Raw genomic sequence first — 15,687 nt, forward strand, 5'->3', positions numbered from 1 at the left:
AAAGAGGCCCGCTTCGAAAGAGGCGGGCCTTTGTCGTTCGGGGTCTAGCTGGGCAGGGAAGCGCCCAGTTCACCCGCCAGATCGCGGACGAACTGCCAGGCGACCCGGCCCGATCGTCCGCCCCGCATCTGCGACCACTGCAAGGCCCTGCGGTCGAGATCCGCGACGTCGAGCTCGAAGCGGGCCGCATAGCTGCGGATCGCTTGCAGATAGGTCGCCTGGTCCATCGGCGGGAAGCCGATCCACAGGCCGAAGCGGTCGGAGACGCTCATCTCCTCCTCGGCGTTCTCGGCCGCAGCGATGGCGCCCTGGCGCTCGGCGTGGTCGCGCGGCATCAGGTGGCGGCGGTTGGAGGTGGCCACGAACAGCACATTTTCGGGCGGACCCGAAACGCCGCCCTCCAACGCTGACTTCAGCGCCTTGGCCGCCGCCGCCCCGTCTTCGAAGGAAAGATCGTCGCAAAGGACCACGAACCGTTCGGCTCGCGCCCGCAATAGATCAAAGAGCGGCGGCAAAGCCGCGACCTCGTCGCGATCCACTTCGATCAGCTTCAGGCTTGGATAAGCGTCCGCCAGCGCCACGAAGGCCGCCTTGGTGACCGAGCTCTTGCCGGTGCCCCGCACCCCCCATAGCAGCACGTGATTGCTGGGGAGGCCCTCGGCGAAGCGCCGGAGGTTCTCGACGAACCGCGCCTTCTGGCGGTCGATGCCGACCAGCAAATCCAGCGACAACGGATAGTCCGGGGCCGCGACGAACGCGCCGGTCGCGGGCTCGTGCCGGAAAAGGCGCGCCGCCGTGAAATCCGGCGCCTGCGGGGCGGGCGGGGCCAGGCGCTCCAGGGCGTCGGCGATACGGGCGAGGAGGGGGGCGATCGCGTCTGTCATGTGTGGCTGCATACCCTCACGCGCTCGCATTGCAAAAGAGAAGGCGAACGCATAGCTTCCGCCGGCTCAGCGCGACCCTATTTTAGGCGGCGCGCATATCGGATTTTTGGAGAGACCATGCCCACCGGTTCCACGACGGCGACCCTGATGAACATCCTGCCCATCATCCTGATGGTCGTGCTGTTCTACTTCATGCTGATCCGTCCCCAGCAGAAGCGCCAGAAAGAGCATATGAACATGCTCAACAACCTGAAGCGCAATGACACCGTCGTGCTGTCCAGCGGCATGATCGGCAAGATCGTCCGCGTCGAGGACCGGGAAGTGGGCGTCGAGATCGCTACCGGCGTGACCGTGAAGGTCGTGAAGGGCATGATCGCCGAGGTCCGCGCCAAGGGTGAGCCGGCGGTCGCCAACGACGCCAAGGGCTGATCCAAAACGCTCTCCAAGTGGCCGTCGGTCGAGTACTCCCGCCGAACGGCCTCGAACCTGCTGATCTGAGACCCGACCTTAGGCCCTCATGGCATAACGGTTGGGTCTCAGCGCTAAATCCAGGCGTCAAAAGGCGTCGCTCCGAGCTTTAATCCATGCTGACACTGTCTCGCTGGAAGATTGTCTTGGTCACCTTGTCGGTGATCTTCGGCATCCTCTTCACCTTGCCCAATCTCCTGCCGCAGAAGACGCTGGATAGCTTCCCGGGCTGGCTGCCCAAGCAGAAGCTGAACCTCGGCCTCGATCTGCAGGGCGGCTCCTACCTGATGTACGAGGTCGATACCGACGCTCTGCGCAAGGAGCGCCTGAAGAACCTCGTCGAGGATGTCCGCACCGTTCTCCGGGGCGAGCAGATCACCTTCGGCGAGCTGGCAGAGGTCAACGGCACGGTTCGGCTTCGCATCGCGGACGCCGCCAAGGTCGACGACGCCGCCAGCGTGCTGCGTCGTTCGGTCGGTTCGCCGTTCGCCGGTTCGGTCAGCGGCCGCGACGTCACCGTAAACAAGCGCGATGACCAGCGTCTGGAACTGTCCTTCATCCCGGAAGCGGCGGCTCAGGACGCGTCGATGGCTGTCGATCAGAGCATCGAGACCATTCGTCGCCGTATCGACACCCTGGGCACCAAGGAACCTAACATCACCCGCCAGGGCGCGGATCGCATCGTGATCCAGGCCGCCGGTGAGAGCGATCCGGAGCGGCTCAAGGCCGTGGTCGGCAAGACCGCCAAGCTGACGTTCCAGATGGTCGATGACTCGGTTACGCCCGAAGACATCGCCGCCGGCCGGATCCCGCCGGGCTCGGAGGCCCTGCCGAGCGACGATCGCTTTCAAGCAGCGTATGTTGTGCGCAAACGCGCCCTAGTGTCGGGCGACGAACTTGTCGATTCGCGCCAGAGCTTTGATGATCGCGGCGCGCCTGCAGTGTCGTTCAAGTTCAACGGCTCGGGTTCGCGCAAGTTCGGCGACGCTACCGCGCGCAACGTCGGAAAGCGCTTCGCCATCGTTCTCGACGGCCGCATCATCTCGGCGCCGACGATCAACGGCGCCATCCTGGGCGGCAGCGGCATCATCACCGGCTCGTTCACGGCCGAGAGCGCTTCTGACCTAGCGCTGCTGCTCCGTTCGGGCGCGCTGCCCGCGCCGCTGAAGGTCGAGCAGCAGAGCACCGTCGGCGCCGAGCTGGGGGCGGACGCCGTACGCGCCGGCGCGGTTTCGACCCTGGTCGCCTTCATCACGATCGTAGCCTTCATGATCCTGAGCTACGGCTTCCTGTTCGGCGGCATCTCTGTGATCGCCCTCGTCGTCAACGGCATGATGATTGTCGCCGCCATGTCGCTGACCCAGGCGACGTTGACCCTGCCCGGCATCGCCGGCTTGATCCTGACCCTGGCCGTAGCCGTCGACGCCAACGTTCTGATCTACGAGCGCATGCGTGACGAGGCGCGCGCAGGAAAGTCGCCGATCATGGCCGCCGACGCGGGCTTCTCACGCGCCATGGGCACGATCATCGACGCCAACGTCACAACGCTGGTGGCGGCCGCGATCATGTTCGCCTTTGGCGCGGGCCCGGTTCGAGGCTTCGCCTGGACACTGTCGATCGGCGTTTTCACTTCGGTCTTCACCTCGGTGATGATCAGCCAAGTCCTCATCGGATGGTGGTTCCGCGCCGCGCGTCCCAAGAAACTTCCGATCTGACGGAGCGCCCCCATGTCCTGGCCCCTGATCAAGCTGCTTCCGCAGAAAACCAATTTCCAGTTCGTCCGGTTCTCGCGCCTGATGGGCATCCTCAGCGCCGTGCTGGTCGTCGCGTCTATCGTCGGCTGCTTCTATCCCGGCCTCCAGCTCGGTATCGACTTCAAGGGCGGTACGGTGATGGAGGTTTCGACCGCGCCCCGCGCCGCCGACCTTGGCTTGATCCGCGAGACTCTGGATCGTCAGGGCCTTGGTGACGTCCAGGTCCAGCAGTTCGGTTCGCCGGACAAGGCCCTGGTGCGCTTCCAGACCCCTGCCGGCATGGAGGCTGACGCCACCATGACCAAGGTGCAGGGCGAGCTGCGCAAGTCCCTCGGCAATGAAGCCCGGTTCCTCAACCCCTCGGTCGTCGGGCCGAAGGTGTCGGGCGAGCTGTTCCGCAGCGGTCTGCTGGCCCTGGGCTTGGCGATCGCGCTGATGTTCCTCTACATCTGGTTCCGCTTCGAGCCGCAGTTCGGTCTCGGCGCCGTGGCCGGCTTGCTGCACGACCTGGTGCTGACCTTCGGCTTCATCGTGCTGTTCAAGATCGAGTTCAGCCTCAACACCGTGGCCGCGCTGCTGACGGTGATCGGCTACTCGATGAACGACACCGTCGTGGTGTTCGACCGCTTGCGTGAAAACCTCCGCAAGTACAAGAAGATGCCGCTTGGCGAGGTCATCGACCTGTCGATCAACGAGACGCTATCGCGCACCATCATCACTGGCGTGACCGCAATCATGGCGCTGGCGGGCCTGGCGATCTTCGGCGGCGACGCCCTGTTCGGCTTCTCCGTCGTCATGATGTTCGGTATCGCCGTCGGCACCTACTCGTCGATCTATGTCGGCGCGCCGATCATCCTACTGTGGGGCGTGAAGCGTAACGACGAAGAAGCCGCGCCGATCAAGCTCGGCGCGGCCTCGCGTCCCTGATGCGCCAGCCGCCGTCCATCGACGCCTGGGGCGGCGGCGGCTTTCGGGTCGCCGGCGTCTGGCGGCCCGGCTCGTTGTTGATCCTCGATGATCAGCCGCGCGACTGGGCAGTTTCGGCTCTTTCTAAGCTCACGCCGGAGTCGTTCGCAGAGGTTTTCGCGGCCGGCGGCGCGGTGGAGTTCGTGCTGCTGGGCGTGGGTGTCGCCAACGCGCTGCCGCCGCGCCCGGTCCGCGACGCCCTCAAGGCCGCCGGCGTGGGGCTTGAGTTCATGAGCACCGAAGCGGCCGCGCGCACCTATAACGTCCTGGCCAGTGAAGGCCGCAGGCTGGCGGCGGCGCTGATCGCGGTCTAGCCGTCGTCTCGCCGACTCTCGGTATCCCGGCTTTGCCCGACTCCGAAACATCCCTATGGTCCCCTTAAGGGAAATGGGATCCGAGGGGGAAACCGATGATTGGACTGCTTTCAAACTTCCGCAACACGATCATCGTCAGCTTTGTGCTGGCCCTGGTGATCGTCATTGGCTACGGCCACAGCCCGCACGGGCATGACAGCACCTACTTCCAGGCCATCTTCCGCTGGCTACACGTGCTGTTCGGCATCCTGTGGATCGGCCTGCTGTACTATTTCAACTTCGTGCAGATCCGCGTGATGCCGCAGATCCCGGCCGAGCTGAAGCCGGCGGTCAGCAAGTATATCGCGCCCGAGGCGCTGTTCTGGTTCCGCTGGGCCGCCCTGGCGACCTGGGTGATGGGCGTGCTGCTGGCCTACAATCGCGGCTATCTCGTGGAGGCCTTCACCCTAGGTCTCGCCGGTGGCTACACGCCCGGCGTCGACATGGGCTTCACCTTCATCGGCACCGGCATGTGGCTGGCGACGGTGATGTTCTTCAACGTCTGGGTCTTCATCTGGCCGAACCAGAAGATCGCCCTGGGCATTGTCGAGGCCGATGCGGACGCCAAGGCCAAGGCGGCCAAGACCGCCATGCTGTTCTCGCGCACCAACACCCTGCTCAGCATCCCGATGCTGGCCACGATGGCGATGAACCAGACGCTGTTTGGCTAAACGCGGCGCGAAAATGCTGTAAGGGGAGGGCCCGCCGCGACTCGCGACGGGCCTTCTTAGTTCTGGACACCATGGCCGACACCGAGACCCTCGACGACCTCGTGCGCCGCGTCGATCCCGACCGCTGGCTGGCGACCCGGTTCATCGCCGATGCGGCGGCGCGCGCCGATGTGATTGCTCTCTATGGCCTGAATTATGAGTTGGCCCGCGTGGCCGGCGGTGTGTCCAATGCTCTGATGGGTGAAATCCGTCTGACCTGGTGGCGCGAGGCGATGGAAGAGATCGCCGCCGGTAAGGCGCCCCGCAAGCATCCCAATGTCGAGGCCTTGGCGGCTTCCGGCTTTGATCCCAGCGCCCTGGCTGTCTTGACTGATGCTCGCTTTGTGGACCTCGATGAGGGTCCCCTGAAGGATGAGGCTGCGGTGCTGGCCTATATCGACGGGACGGCTGGAGCGCTGGCCGTGCTGGCGGCGCGACGCCTGGACTCCCGTGCTGATCCGCACGCCGTGAAGGGCGCGGCGCGCGCTTGGGGCCTTGCGGGTCTATGGCGCCTGAAGCAGGCGGGACGCTCGCGTCTGCCGGAAGACTGGACTCAAGAAGAGGTGGAGCAGCGGGTCCAAACGCAACTAAGGGCCGCGCGCGGTGAGGTGAAGCGCCTGCCGGTGGCGGCCTTCCCCGCCGTGGCCCCGGCGGCTCTTGCTCGCGCCTACGCGTCCGGGCGCGAGATAGGCGAGCTCGAGAAAAAGGCTCGCCTGACCTTCTCGGTAGCGACGGGGCGGCTTTAGCGCCGCCTCCGTCACGCCGCGTATTCGCGGCGCGCCAACTCCTCGCTTCACAGGTGAGCAGGAAGCGCCATCCCGCCATGAAACGGCGGAGCGGACGCTAGGCCGCGATCACTTCCCCGGGCGGGTGTTGCCTGTCCACTGGTCCAGCCAGTCCAACACTTCCTTGTGCCACTGCACCGAGTTCTGGGCCTTGAGCACCCAATGGTTCTCGTTCGGGAAGTACAGCAGCTTGCTGGGCACGCCCCGGCGCTGCAGGGCGGTGAAGGTGGCGAGGCCCTGTTCGACGGGGATGCGATAGTCCAGCTGGCCTTGAACGACCAGTTGCGGCTTGACCCATTTGTCGACGTGGAGCGCGGGGTTGAACGTCTCATAGGTTGTGCCGGCCTGCCACGGCGGGCCACCATTCTCCCACTCGGTGAACCACAGTTCCTCGGTCGAGTAGCCCATGGCGCGGGTGTCGAAGACGCCGTCGTGGTTCACCAGGCACTTCCAGGGCTGGTTCCAGTTGCCGGCGATCCAGTTGACCATGTAGCCGCCGTACGAGGCGCCGAGCGCGCAGGCGCGATCACCGTCCAGGAAACCGTACTTCGACAGGGCGAAGCTCCAGCCCTTCTGCAGGTCCTCCAGCGGCCGGTCGCCCCAGTGCTGGCTGATCGCGTCGGTGAAGGCCTGACCATAGCCAGTCGAGCCATGGAAATCGACCATCACCACCGCGTAGCCGGCATTGGCGTAGACCTGCGGGTTCCAGCGGTAGGACCAGCTGTTACTGAACGAGCCCTGCGGACCGCCGTGAATCAGGAAGGCGACGGGGTATTTCTTGGCCGGATCGAAGTTGGCGGGTTTCAGGACGAAGCCGTGGACCGTCTCATCGTTCCAGCCCTTGAAGTTGAACTGTTCCGGCTCGCCCCAGGCGACGTTTTTCAGCGCTTCGCTTGACACGCTAGCGACCTTCACCGCCGGTCCCTTGGCCGGCAGCAGGAACAGCTCGGACGGGCTCTTCAGCGAGTCCGAGGCGTAGACGATCCCGCTGGGACCGACGTCAAAGGCGGTGACGTGACCCTCGCCGGTCAGGGCGGTGACTTTGCCGGACTTCACGTCGATCGCGAAAAGCTTGCCTTGGCCGACATCCAGGGCGGTGGCGTAGATCGTCTTGCCGTCGCGGCTCCAGGCGATGGCGTCGGCTGAGCGATCCCAGTTCGGCGCCAGCTCGCGTTCCAGGCCGCTGGCGACGTCGCGCAACATGATTGCGAAGCGGTCCGCTTCAAAGCCAGGGCGCTTCATCGCGCGGTAGGCCGCCCACCTGCCGTCGGGCGAGAACACGGGCGCGGTGTCCCAGGCCTTGTTGGCGGCCGTCAGGTTCTGGAGCTTTTCCGAGCCGTCCAACGGACGAGCCCAGATATCGAAGTTGGTGGTCCAGGCTTCGTCCTTGCCCGCTACCTTGGCCGAGAAGGCGATCGCCTTGCTGTCCGGCGTGATCGTGAAGTCTTCATCGCCGCCGTAGGGTTTGGTCGGCGAGTCGCCGTCGAAACCCTTCATCACCGCCACGGGCTGCCCTTGAGCGACGCCGTTCGCATCCAGGCCGTAGGCGAAAAGGTGGTTCTTCGTCCCGTCGTTCCACGTGTCCCAATGGCGGACGAACAGGCGGTCATAGACAACGCCGGTCGCCTTCGTCGTCCCCTTGGCCGCGAGTCGCGCCTCGGTGCAGGCTAGGTCAGCGCAGTCGGGAAACACCGCCATCGCCACGACAATCGTCTTGCCGTCCGGCGCCACCTTGTACGCTTGCACATCGAAGGGAGCCGTCGTGACCTGCGTGGCGGTTTCGCCCATGGCGTCGGTTTTGAACACCTGCTCGGTTCCGCCGGCGCGGCTGGACGTGAAGTAGATCGTCTTGCCGTCGGCGCCCCAACGGCCGCTGGCCGCGCCACCGTCCGAGATTTTCAGCCGTCGCGGGGCCATCTTGGTCTTCAGGTCCGCCAGCCAAAGCGACATCGACGCCCTGTTGGCGGGGTAATCCATCGTCCGCACGCTGTAGAGCACATAGCGACCATCGGGCGAGACGCGGGGGTCGCTCAGCCGGTCAAGGCTGGCCATCTCCTTGGCGGTGAAGATGTCCGCCTTCGCCGGGATCTGGGCGGCAGCCGCGCCGACCACGGCGGCGGACAGGGCGAGGACGGAGGCGGCGACGCGCAAGCGCTTGATCATGAAACCCGATTTCCCGGAAACGGTTATGCTCACTGGCGGCGGAGCCTAGACCTGCTTCGCCTCCGCCGCTAGGCCCGCCGGAACGTCTCGCCCGAGCGCCGATCATCGATCCGCGTTCGATCTCCGGCCGCGCAGTCGCGTTATAAAAGTGAAATAAATACAGCCGCTTACGTGGTAACAATCCGAAACAGACTTTGCTTTGCCGCAGCGCGGCAACGCTCCTAAATGCTAAGTGGGGGCGAAAGGTCGGCTGCAGAGTCGTCCGTAGCCAATAAGGGTTTCGAGTGTCGGCTTCGGGTTATTTTCAGCACACGGTCGCCGGACCGGTGATCTTCGCGGGGATTGGCCTGCACACGGGCGCACATGTGCGCGTCGCCGTGCGCCCGGCGGTCGCCGACATGGGGATCGTCTTTGTGCGGACCGACGTACATGACCGCGACAACCGCGTGCCGGTCACTGCGGAAGCCGTCTGTCAGACCCAACTCGGCACGGTTATCAACAACGCTGACGACGTGCGCGTCTCGACGATCGAGCATCTGATGGCGGCGCTGGCGGCGCTGTCGATCGACAACTGCATCGTCGAGGTCGACGGTCCGGAAGTGCCGATCATGGACGGTTCGTCCGAGCCCTTCGTGCAGATATTGGACCGCGCGGGCCGTCGCCGGCAGGAAGCGGTTCGCCAATATATTGAGATCCTGGCTCCGATCACCGTGGAGGAAGGCGACAAGCGCGCCGCGCTGCTGCCTTCGGATCGATTCGAAGTCGCCTTCGAGATCGCCTTCGCGAGCAAGGCCATCGGCCGTCAGGCTGTGGATCTGGTGGTCGACGAGGACTCGTTCCGCGCCGAGCTGTCTGACTGCCGCACCTTTGGCTTCGTTCGCGACGTCGAGGCGCTGCGGGCGATTGGCTTGGCGCGCGGCGGCTCGATGGAGAACGCCGTGGTGATCGACGGTGACCGCGTGCTGAATCCTGAAGGTCTGCGGCGTCCTGACGAGTTCGTTCGACACAAGGCGCTGGACGCCGTCGGCGATCTCTACGTGCTGGGTAAGCCGATCATCGGCCGTTTCGAAGGCGTTCTGGCCGGACACGGCCTCAATAACGCCGTGGTTCGGGCGTTGCTGGCCCAGCCGCGCGCCTGGCGCCTGCGCGCCTTCGCGCCGGCCTTGGCGGAAGCGGTTTAAGAGCGTCTTCGAAAAGTCGGGTTCGGCCTTCGCATTTGCGCCTTTGACGGCGTGGTGTAGAAGCCTTGCACGGCGCAGGGGCGCGCGTTTGCTTCGAGGGTGAGAGACTCCGTGCTTCGTATTTTTCAGGGACGTTCGGCCGTCACTATCGCCGCTGTCCTCGTCGCCGCCTCGGTGGCGGGCTGCGCCGGCAAGGCCAAGAAGCCGACCCTCGCCTACGAAGAGCGTCCCGTTGAGCTCCTGTATTCCACCGGCGCCGACCGCCTGGATCGTGGGAACTGGAACGAGGCCGTCGACTATTTCCGCGAAGTCGAGCGCCAGCACCCGTATTCGGAATGGTCGCGCCGTTCGATTCTGATGACCGGCTATGCCCACTACATGGGTAACCAGTACGCCGAGGCGATCGGCGACGCGGATCGCTTCATCTCGCTCTATCCCGGCAATCCGTCGGCCCAATACGCCTTCTACCTGAAGGCCATCTGCTACTTCGAGCAGATCGTCGACGTGAACCGCGACCAGGCCGCGACCGAGCAGGCCCTTGCGGCGCTGCGCGACGTCGTTCAGCGCTACCCGAACACCGAGTACGCGACCGATGCGCGCCTGAAGATCGACATGGTCAACGACCAGTTGGCCGGCAAGGAAATGGCCATCGGTCGCTGGTACCTGAAGAACGGCCAGACGCTGGCCGCCATTGGTCGCTTCAAGGCCGTGATCGAGCGCCACCAGACCACGTCGCATACGCCCGAGGCGCTGTTCCGCCTCGTCGAAGCCTATTTGACGATCGGCCTCACCGAAGAGGCCAAGCGCAACGGTGCGGTCCTGGGCTACAACTTCCCAGGCGATCGCTGGTACCTGGATGCGTACCGATTGCTGAACGACAACGGTCTTCGCCCGGCTGTCGAGCCGCTGAAGGCCGGGGCCAAGCGCAACGCTCTGGAGCGCATCCTGTCGAAGGACAAGACCACGACCCTGGCTCCGCCCGGCGAGCGCAAGGCTCGCAAGGGCCTGACGGGCATCCTCGGCATGTAGGGGACGCGGGATCGTGATTGCGATCCCGTTTCGTTCCGCCTTTGCCCTTCCAAAAACCGCGATTCCCGGCGATCTTGCCCCCATGCTGATCGGCCTATCCATCCGTGACGTCGTGCTCATCGAGAGCCTGGACCTCGCCATCGGCGAAGGCCTTACGGCGCTGACCGGTGAGACCGGCGCGGGGAAGTCGATCATCCTTGACGCCCTTGGGCTGGCAACCGGCGCTCGCGCCGACGCCGGACTGGTTCGCCGGGGCGCCGCAGGCCAAGCCTCGGCCACGGCGATCTTCGCGCTGCCGGCCGATCATCCCGCCTTCGCGTACCTCGACGACAAAGGCCTGTCTTACGCGCGCGACGAGGACCTCGTGCTGCGCCGGCAGCTGTCGCCCGACGGTCGCTCGCGCGCCTTCGTCAACGACCAGGCCACCAGCGTCGGCGTGCTGAAGGACTTGGGCGCGCTGCTGCTGGAGGTGCATGGCCAGCACGAGACCGTCGGCCTGCTGGACCCCAAGACCCACCGTGGGCTGCTCGACACATTCGGCGGAGTCAGCCTGGGCGCGGTGGCGTCGGCGTGGAGCGCTTGGCGAGCGGCGCGTGACAAGGCCGAAGATCTACGCGATCTCGCTGGCCGCGCGGCGGCGGAGACCGAGGAGCTGACGCTGCGGCTCTCGGAATTGGAACGCCTGGATCCTCGCGAGGGTGAGGAGACCAGTCTGGCTGAGGAGCGGGCCCTGCTGAGCTCGGCCGAAAAGGCCATGGCCGACATAGCCGCCGCCCAGGACGCGCTGGGCGGAGACAATCTATCCGGCCGCCTGGCTCAGGCCTATCGCGCCCTGGAGCGCGCGCGCGATCGTGCGCTTCAGGCCGGCGCGCCCGCCGAGGGCGCGGCGATGACTCGTCTGTTGGCGGCCTGCGAAGCGGTCGACCGCGCCCTGGTCGAGGCGCAGGAAGCGTCGGCCGCCATCGATTCTGTCGCCGAAACCTTCGAGTTCGAGCCCGATCGCCTGGAAAAGGCTGAGGAACGCCTGTTCGCCCTGCGCGGCATGGCGCGAAAGCTGAACGTGCTGGTCGATGATCTCCCAGCCAAGCGCGCCGAGTTCGCCGCCCGCCTGCAGGCCATCGAAACCTCGGAAGACGCGCTACACGCCGCCGAGAAGGACGCTGCGGAAGCCCGCGAGGCCTATCTCTACGCCGCCGAAGCCTTGTCAGCCGAACGCCGTGCGGCCGGTGACGCCTTGGCCAAGGCCGTCGAGGCCGAACTGGCGCCCTTGAAGCTCGAGAAGGCAAAGTTCCGGGTCGCGCTCGAGCCTTTGGGCGAGGATCGCGCTGGGCCGTCGGGTCTGGATCGCGTGGTCTTCGAGATATCCACCAACCCGGGCGCGCCGTTTGGACCGATGGAGGCTATCGCCTCCGGGGGCGAACTGGCGCGCTTTGCGCTGGCGCTCAAGGCGGCCCTGGCCGGTCGCGGCGGGGGACCGCAGCCGCTGATGATCTTCGACGAAGTCGATCAGGGTGTTGGCGGCGCGGTGGCGGATGCGGTGGGTCTGCGTCTCAAGCGGCTGGCCGCGAACGCTCAGGTGCTGGTGGTGACGCACTCGGCCCAGGTCGCCGCGCGAGGCGATGCCCACTGGCGGATCTCGAAGTCAGGCGACGACACCTCGACCCGCACCAAGGTTGAGCCACTCTCGCCCGCGCAGCGCGAGGAGGAGATCGCCCGCATGCTCTCTGGCGCCGAGGTGACGGAGGCCGCCCGCGCCGCCGCCCGCGCCTTGATGGCGTAGCCTAGGCCTGACGAACTTGGGCCAAACGCGGCGCGACTGACCGGACTGCTCGTGACTTGATCCAGGTTTGCAGCGGCGCGTCGACCAGGCGCTCGAACAGCCAGGCGGCGATGATGCTCGCCGGGATCGTCACCGCCCACAGCGTCCACTGCGCAGGGAGGGACAGGCCAAGCTTGGCGTCGAGCAATCGCACGAGGCCGAACCACACCATCGCGGTCAGGGTGTTGGTCAGGAAAAGCGGGAACGACAGGCGTCCCGCCGCGCCCGCCCAGCGCCAGGCGCGCGGCTTTGAGGCGCCAGCCGCGTAGATCAGGAACGCCAGCAGGGCGAGGCTGAAATAGTCGAAGTTCCCCAGGGCCTGAACGCCGACGACAATCGCCAGGCTGGCCGCCGCCAGGGGCAGGGCTTGCCGCTCAGTCAGGCGCGTGACCGGCAAACGGGCGACCAGCACCCCGATCAGGAACAGGGGCACGCCGCGGATCAGGCCAAGGCGTAGCGGCAGCTGATAGCCGTGCGCGCCAAACGCCATCAGCGCGGCTTGGTCGATGATCACCCAAGCGCAGATACCCATGGCCAGCAGCAGGAGGGGCCGCGACGTGGTGGCGACCTTACGCCACACCATCGGAAACAGCGCATAGGCCACAATCAGGGCCGACAGAGTCCAGGTTGGAATGTTCCAGCCCGAGGTCCCCGGCACGAACCAGGCTTGAACCAGGAAGATCTGAGGCAGGAGTTGGTCCCACTGGAACCATTGCGGGTTCTGCGGCGCCAGGCCGATCGCCGAGGTTACCAGGAAGAAGGCGACGAACAGGGTCAGCATCACCAGATGCGGCGGCCAGATCCGCTGCACGCGGCGTTTCAGAAAGGTCCAGGTGTCGACGTCGCCCTTCAGGACGCGCGATCCGTAGGTTCTGGCCAGCACATAACCTGAGAGCATCAGGAAGAAGTCGGTGGCGAGATAGCCGCGGCCGAACGCCGGCGACAGGCTGAACAGCGACACCGGCGCGCGCTCGGCCACGTGGTAGAGCACGATGAACAACGCCGCCAGGAAGCGCAGGGCGTCCAGGGGGCCGTCGCGCGACAGCGCGGGCTGGGCGGGGCTTGTGCCGGCTTTGGACATCGGTGGCTCCTTCGCAGAGGTCACCGCAAGGACCACGCCAGGCCCTCCCGCCGCGCGGGCGAGGTTGCTAACGTGCCATCCCGTCTTCCGCCGGATTCGCCCTCGTGTCCCAGACCCCCGTCGCCGATCTCACCGAAGCCCAGGCCGTCGAGGAACTGGAGCGTCTGGCCGACCTCCTGGCGACGCACGACATCGCCTATCACCAGCAGGACAATCCGACGGTCAGCGACGCCGAGTATGACGCGCTGAAGCGCCGGAACCTCGAAATCGAGGCCCGCTTCCCGCATCTGATACGCGACAACTCCCCGTCGATGCGGGTTGGCGCGGCGCGAGCCGAGCAGTTCGCGCCGGTGGAGCACGGCGTGCCGATGCTCAGCCTGGACAACGCCTTCTCGAACGACGAGGCGATCGAGTTCGACGCGCGCATCCGGCGCTTCCTGCGGATCTCGCCGTCCGAGACAGTCGCCTACACGGCCGAGCCCAAGATCGACGGCCTGTCGGCCTCGTTGCGCTATGAGAAGGGCGTGCTGGTTCAGGGCGCGACGCGGGGCGACGGGCGCGTGGGCGAGGACGTCACCGCCAATCTGCGCACCATCGCCGACATTCCTCACCGCCTGAAAGGTTCGGGCTGGCCCGACGTCATCGAGGTGCGCGGGGAGGTTTATGTCGAGCTCGAAGCCTTCGCCGCCTTTAACAAGGCCGCCGAGGAGGCTGGTCAGCGCACCTACGCCAATCCCCGCAACTTCGCCGCCGGCTCGCTGCGCCAGATTGATCCCAAGATCAGCGCCCAGCGACCGCTGCGGTTCTTTGGCTACGCCTGGGGTCTGGTTTCGGGGTCGTTCGCGGAGACCCAGTGGGACGCGCTGGAGGCGCTGGCCGAATGGGGCTTCGTGACCACGGCGCCGCCCGCGCAGCGTGTCGAGAACGCGCAAGGGCTGCTCGACATCTACGCTCGGTTCGAGACTCTCCGGCCGACGTTGGGTTTTGACATCGACGGCGTTGTCTACAAGGTCGACGACTTGGAGCAGCAGCGCCGACTGGGCTTCGTCTCCCGCTCGCCGCGCTGGGCGATCGCCCGCAAGTTCCCGGCGCAACGGGCGCGGACCGTGCTCGAAGCCATCGACCTCCAGGTTGGCCGCACCGGGGCCATCACGCCTGTGGCGCGCCTGAAGCCGGTGACGGTCGGCGGCGTCTCGGTGACCAACGCCACGCTGCATAATGGCGACGAGATTGCGCGTCTGGATGTTCGCGTCGGCGACACCGTCGTCATCCAGCGGGCTGGAGACGTGATCCCGCAGATCGTCGAGGTCGCGCTGGACGCGCGGCCCGATCCCGCGCCGCGCCCCTACGAATTCCCGCACGTCTGTCCATGTCCCTTGCAGACGCCGCTGGCGCGCGAGGTAACCGCGTCAGGCCAGGAATCGGTGGTGCGTCGCTGCACGGGCGAGTTCGCCTGTCCGTTTCAGCGGGTCGAACACCTGCGCCACTTTGTATCCCGCCGGGCGTTCGACATCGAGGGCCTGGGCGAGAAGCAACTTCAGGCCTTCTTCGAGGAGGGCTGGATCACCGAGCCCGCCGACATCTTCAAGCTGGCCCGCGATGAGGAAAAGCTGGCCGTCCTGCGCGAACGCGAGGGCTATGGCGAGACCTCGGTGGCGAATCTTGTGAAGGGGATCGAGGCGCGCCGTACGATCGGCATGGACCGGATGATCTATGGCCTGGGCGCGCGCGACATCGGCGAGACCACCTCGACCGTGCTGGCCCGCAACTTCGACCGCTTCGAGGACCTGCAGGCCGCCGCCGAGGCCGCCGCACGGGCGCTACCCGGCGAGACCTATCTTGCGCTTTCCACCGCGCCGGGCGTCGGACCCAAGGCGCTGGACATGCTGATCGAAGCGGGGAAGGGCGGGCTCGTCGCCGATCCCTGGCCGCAGACCGACGATCTTGAGATCAAGATCGGTCACGCCGTTCCCAAGCTGACCAAGCCGGCGCGTGCGGCTCTGGCGCAGCGCTATGGAACCTGGACCGCCTTCGCCGAGGGGCTCGCCGCCGCCGCCACGGGCGCGCCGGGCGATGACTATCTGCACCTGGCCGCGATCGACGGCGTCGGTCCGGTCGCAGCCCAGTCCCTGGCGCGGTTCTTCGCCGAGGATCACAATCGCCAGAAGGTCGCCAACCTCGTCGCAGAGCTCGACATCCAGCCGGTGGCCAAGCCCAAGACCGACACCGCCGTGGCCGGCAAGACCATCGTCTTCACCGGTTCACTGGAGAAAATGACCCGCGACGAAGCCAAGGCGCAGGCCGAGGGGCTTGGCGCCAAGGTAGCGTCCTCGGTGTCCAAGAAGACCGATCTTGTCGTGGCGGGGCCGGGCGCGGGCTCCAAGCTCAAGACGGCGACCGAGCTCGGTATCCAGGTGATGACCGAGGACGAGTGGCTGGCGCTGGTCGCGGGCTGATCGCTTTCCGAATTCTTGCCGCGATTTCGTGCGAACGC

General features: G+C 66.1%; 13 protein-coding genes. 10 read left to right on the plus strand and 3 right to left on the minus strand.

The features are described 5' to 3' along the window. Window positions 1-44: 44 nt before the first annotated feature. Window positions 45-884: an ATP-binding protein gene (locus CSW63_RS10425; RefSeq protein WP_062093890.1), complete on the minus strand. Its 840-nt coding sequence runs from the start codon at window positions 882-884 to the stop codon at window positions 45-47. A gap of 117 nt (window positions 885-1,001) precedes the next feature. Between CSW63_RS10425 and yajC the strand changes: the two genes are divergently transcribed. From yajC to CSW63_RS10455, 6 genes are all read left to right on the plus strand, one after another. Beyond that, window positions 1,002-1,313, plus strand: a complete 312-nt coding sequence (gene yajC, locus CSW63_RS10430; RefSeq protein ID WP_062093891.1) for a preprotein translocase subunit YajC — start codon at window positions 1,002-1,004, stop codon at window positions 1,311-1,313. 155 nt (window positions 1,314-1,468) lie between these two features. Then, on the plus strand, window positions 1,469-3,067 hold the full coding sequence (secD, locus tag CSW63_RS10435; RefSeq protein WP_062093892.1) for a protein translocase subunit SecD: 1,599 nt from the start codon (window positions 1,469-1,471) through the stop codon (window positions 3,065-3,067). A 12-nt stretch (window positions 3,068-3,079) separates the two neighbouring features. After that, the gene (secF, locus tag CSW63_RS10440) at window positions 3,080-4,033 is read left to right on the plus strand and encodes a protein translocase subunit SecF (protein ID WP_062093893.1); all 954 of its coding nucleotides are present in this window, start codon (window positions 3,080-3,082) and stop codon (window positions 4,031-4,033) included. Then, window positions 4,033-4,386, plus strand: coding sequence for an Mth938-like domain-containing protein (locus CSW63_RS10445; protein WP_062093894.1), 354 nt, complete (start codon window positions 4,033-4,035; stop codon window positions 4,384-4,386). The genes secF and CSW63_RS10445 overlap by 1 nt, the downstream gene beginning before the upstream one ends. Window positions 4,387-4,481: 95 nt before the next feature. Then, window positions 4,482-5,096 carry a urate hydroxylase PuuD gene (locus CSW63_RS10450; protein ID WP_062093895.1) on the plus strand — a complete coding sequence of 205 codons (615 nt, stop codon included), beginning with the start codon at window positions 4,482-4,484 and terminating at the stop codon, window positions 5,094-5,096. Between the two features lie 71 nt (window positions 5,097-5,167). After that, window positions 5,168-5,881 carry a squalene/phytoene synthase family protein gene (locus CSW63_RS10455; RefSeq protein ID WP_062093896.1) on the plus strand — a complete coding sequence of 238 codons (714 nt, stop codon included), beginning with the start codon at window positions 5,168-5,170 and terminating at the stop codon, window positions 5,879-5,881. A 108-nt stretch (window positions 5,882-5,989) separates the two neighbouring features. On the opposite strand, the gene CSW63_RS10460 is transcribed toward CSW63_RS10455, so the two are convergent. Continuing rightward, complete coding sequence (locus tag CSW63_RS10460; RefSeq protein ID WP_062093897.1) at window positions 5,990-8,083, minus strand: S9 family peptidase; 2,094 nt, start codon at window positions 8,081-8,083, stop codon at window positions 5,990-5,992. Window positions 8,084-8,367: 284 nt separating this feature from the next. On the opposite strand from CSW63_RS10460, the gene lpxC reads away from it, so the two are divergent. The 3 genes from lpxC to recN all read left to right on the plus strand — a co-directional run bounded on the left by lpxC (window position 8,368) and on the right by recN (window position 12,073). Continuing rightward, window positions 8,368-9,264, plus strand: a complete 897-nt coding sequence (gene lpxC, locus CSW63_RS10465; protein ID WP_062093898.1) for a UDP-3-O-acyl-N-acetylglucosamine deacetylase — start codon at window positions 8,368-8,370, stop codon at window positions 9,262-9,264. 99 nt (window positions 9,265-9,363) lie between these two features. Continuing rightward, window positions 9,364-10,293 carry an outer membrane protein assembly factor BamD gene (locus tag CSW63_RS10470; RefSeq protein WP_082749336.1) on the plus strand — a complete coding sequence of 310 codons (930 nt, stop codon included), beginning with the start codon at window positions 9,364-9,366 and terminating at the stop codon, window positions 10,291-10,293. Window positions 10,294-10,375: 82 nt separating this feature from the next. After that, window positions 10,376-12,073, plus strand: coding sequence for a DNA repair protein RecN (gene recN, locus CSW63_RS10475; RefSeq protein ID WP_062093900.1), 1,698 nt, complete (start codon window positions 10,376-10,378; stop codon window positions 12,071-12,073). A 1-nt stretch (window position 12,074) separates the two neighbouring features. Here the strand turns inward: recN and CSW63_RS10480 are convergent, their stop codons facing one another. Then, window positions 12,075-13,193: an acyltransferase gene (locus CSW63_RS10480; RefSeq protein ID WP_062093901.1), complete on the minus strand. Its 1,119-nt coding sequence runs from the start codon at window positions 13,191-13,193 to the stop codon at window positions 12,075-12,077. A gap of 104 nt (window positions 13,194-13,297) precedes the next feature. Between CSW63_RS10480 and ligA the strand changes: the two genes are divergently transcribed. Continuing rightward, window positions 13,298-15,649, plus strand: coding sequence for an NAD-dependent DNA ligase LigA (gene ligA, locus CSW63_RS10485; RefSeq protein ID WP_062093902.1), 2,352 nt, complete (start codon window positions 13,298-13,300; stop codon window positions 15,647-15,649). Window positions 15,650-15,687 lie beyond the last annotated feature (38 nt).

Source organism: Caulobacter sp. FWC26 (assembly GCF_002742645.2).
Classification (GTDB): domain Bacteria; phylum Pseudomonadota; class Alphaproteobacteria; order Caulobacterales; family Caulobacteraceae; genus Caulobacter.

Bases quoted from the DNA above. Each gene is read 5' to 3' on its own strand.
- CSW63_RS10450 (WP_062093895.1), top strand. From the start codon at position 4,482: ATGATTGGACTGCTTTCAAACTTCCGCAACACGATCATCGTCAGCTTT.
- CSW63_RS10455 (WP_062093896.1), top strand. From the start codon at position 5,168: ATGGCCGACACCGAGACCCTCGACGACCTCGTGCGCCGCGTCGATCCC.
- yajC (WP_062093891.1), top strand. From the start codon at position 1,002: ATGCCCACCGGTTCCACGACGGCGACCCTGATGAACATCCTGCCCATC.
- CSW63_RS10480 (WP_062093901.1), bottom strand. From the start codon at position 13,193: ATGTCCAAAGCCGGCACAAGCCCCGCCCAGCCCGCGCTGTCGCGCGAC.
- recN (WP_062093900.1), top strand. From the start codon at position 10,376: ATGCTGATCGGCCTATCCATCCGTGACGTCGTGCTCATCGAGAGCCTG.
- secD (WP_062093892.1), top strand. From the start codon at position 1,469: ATGCTGACACTGTCTCGCTGGAAGATTGTCTTGGTCACCTTGTCGGTG.
- CSW63_RS10425 (WP_062093890.1), bottom strand. From the start codon at position 884: ATGACAGACGCGATCGCCCCCCTCCTCGCCCGTATCGCCGACGCCCTG.
- secF (WP_062093893.1), top strand. From the start codon at position 3,080: ATGTCCTGGCCCCTGATCAAGCTGCTTCCGCAGAAAACCAATTTCCAG.
- CSW63_RS10445 (WP_062093894.1), top strand. From the start codon at position 4,033: ATGCGCCAGCCGCCGTCCATCGACGCCTGGGGCGGCGGCGGCTTTCGG.
- CSW63_RS10460 (WP_062093897.1), bottom strand. From the start codon at position 8,083: ATGATCAAGCGCTTGCGCGTCGCCGCCTCCGTCCTCGCCCTGTCCGCC.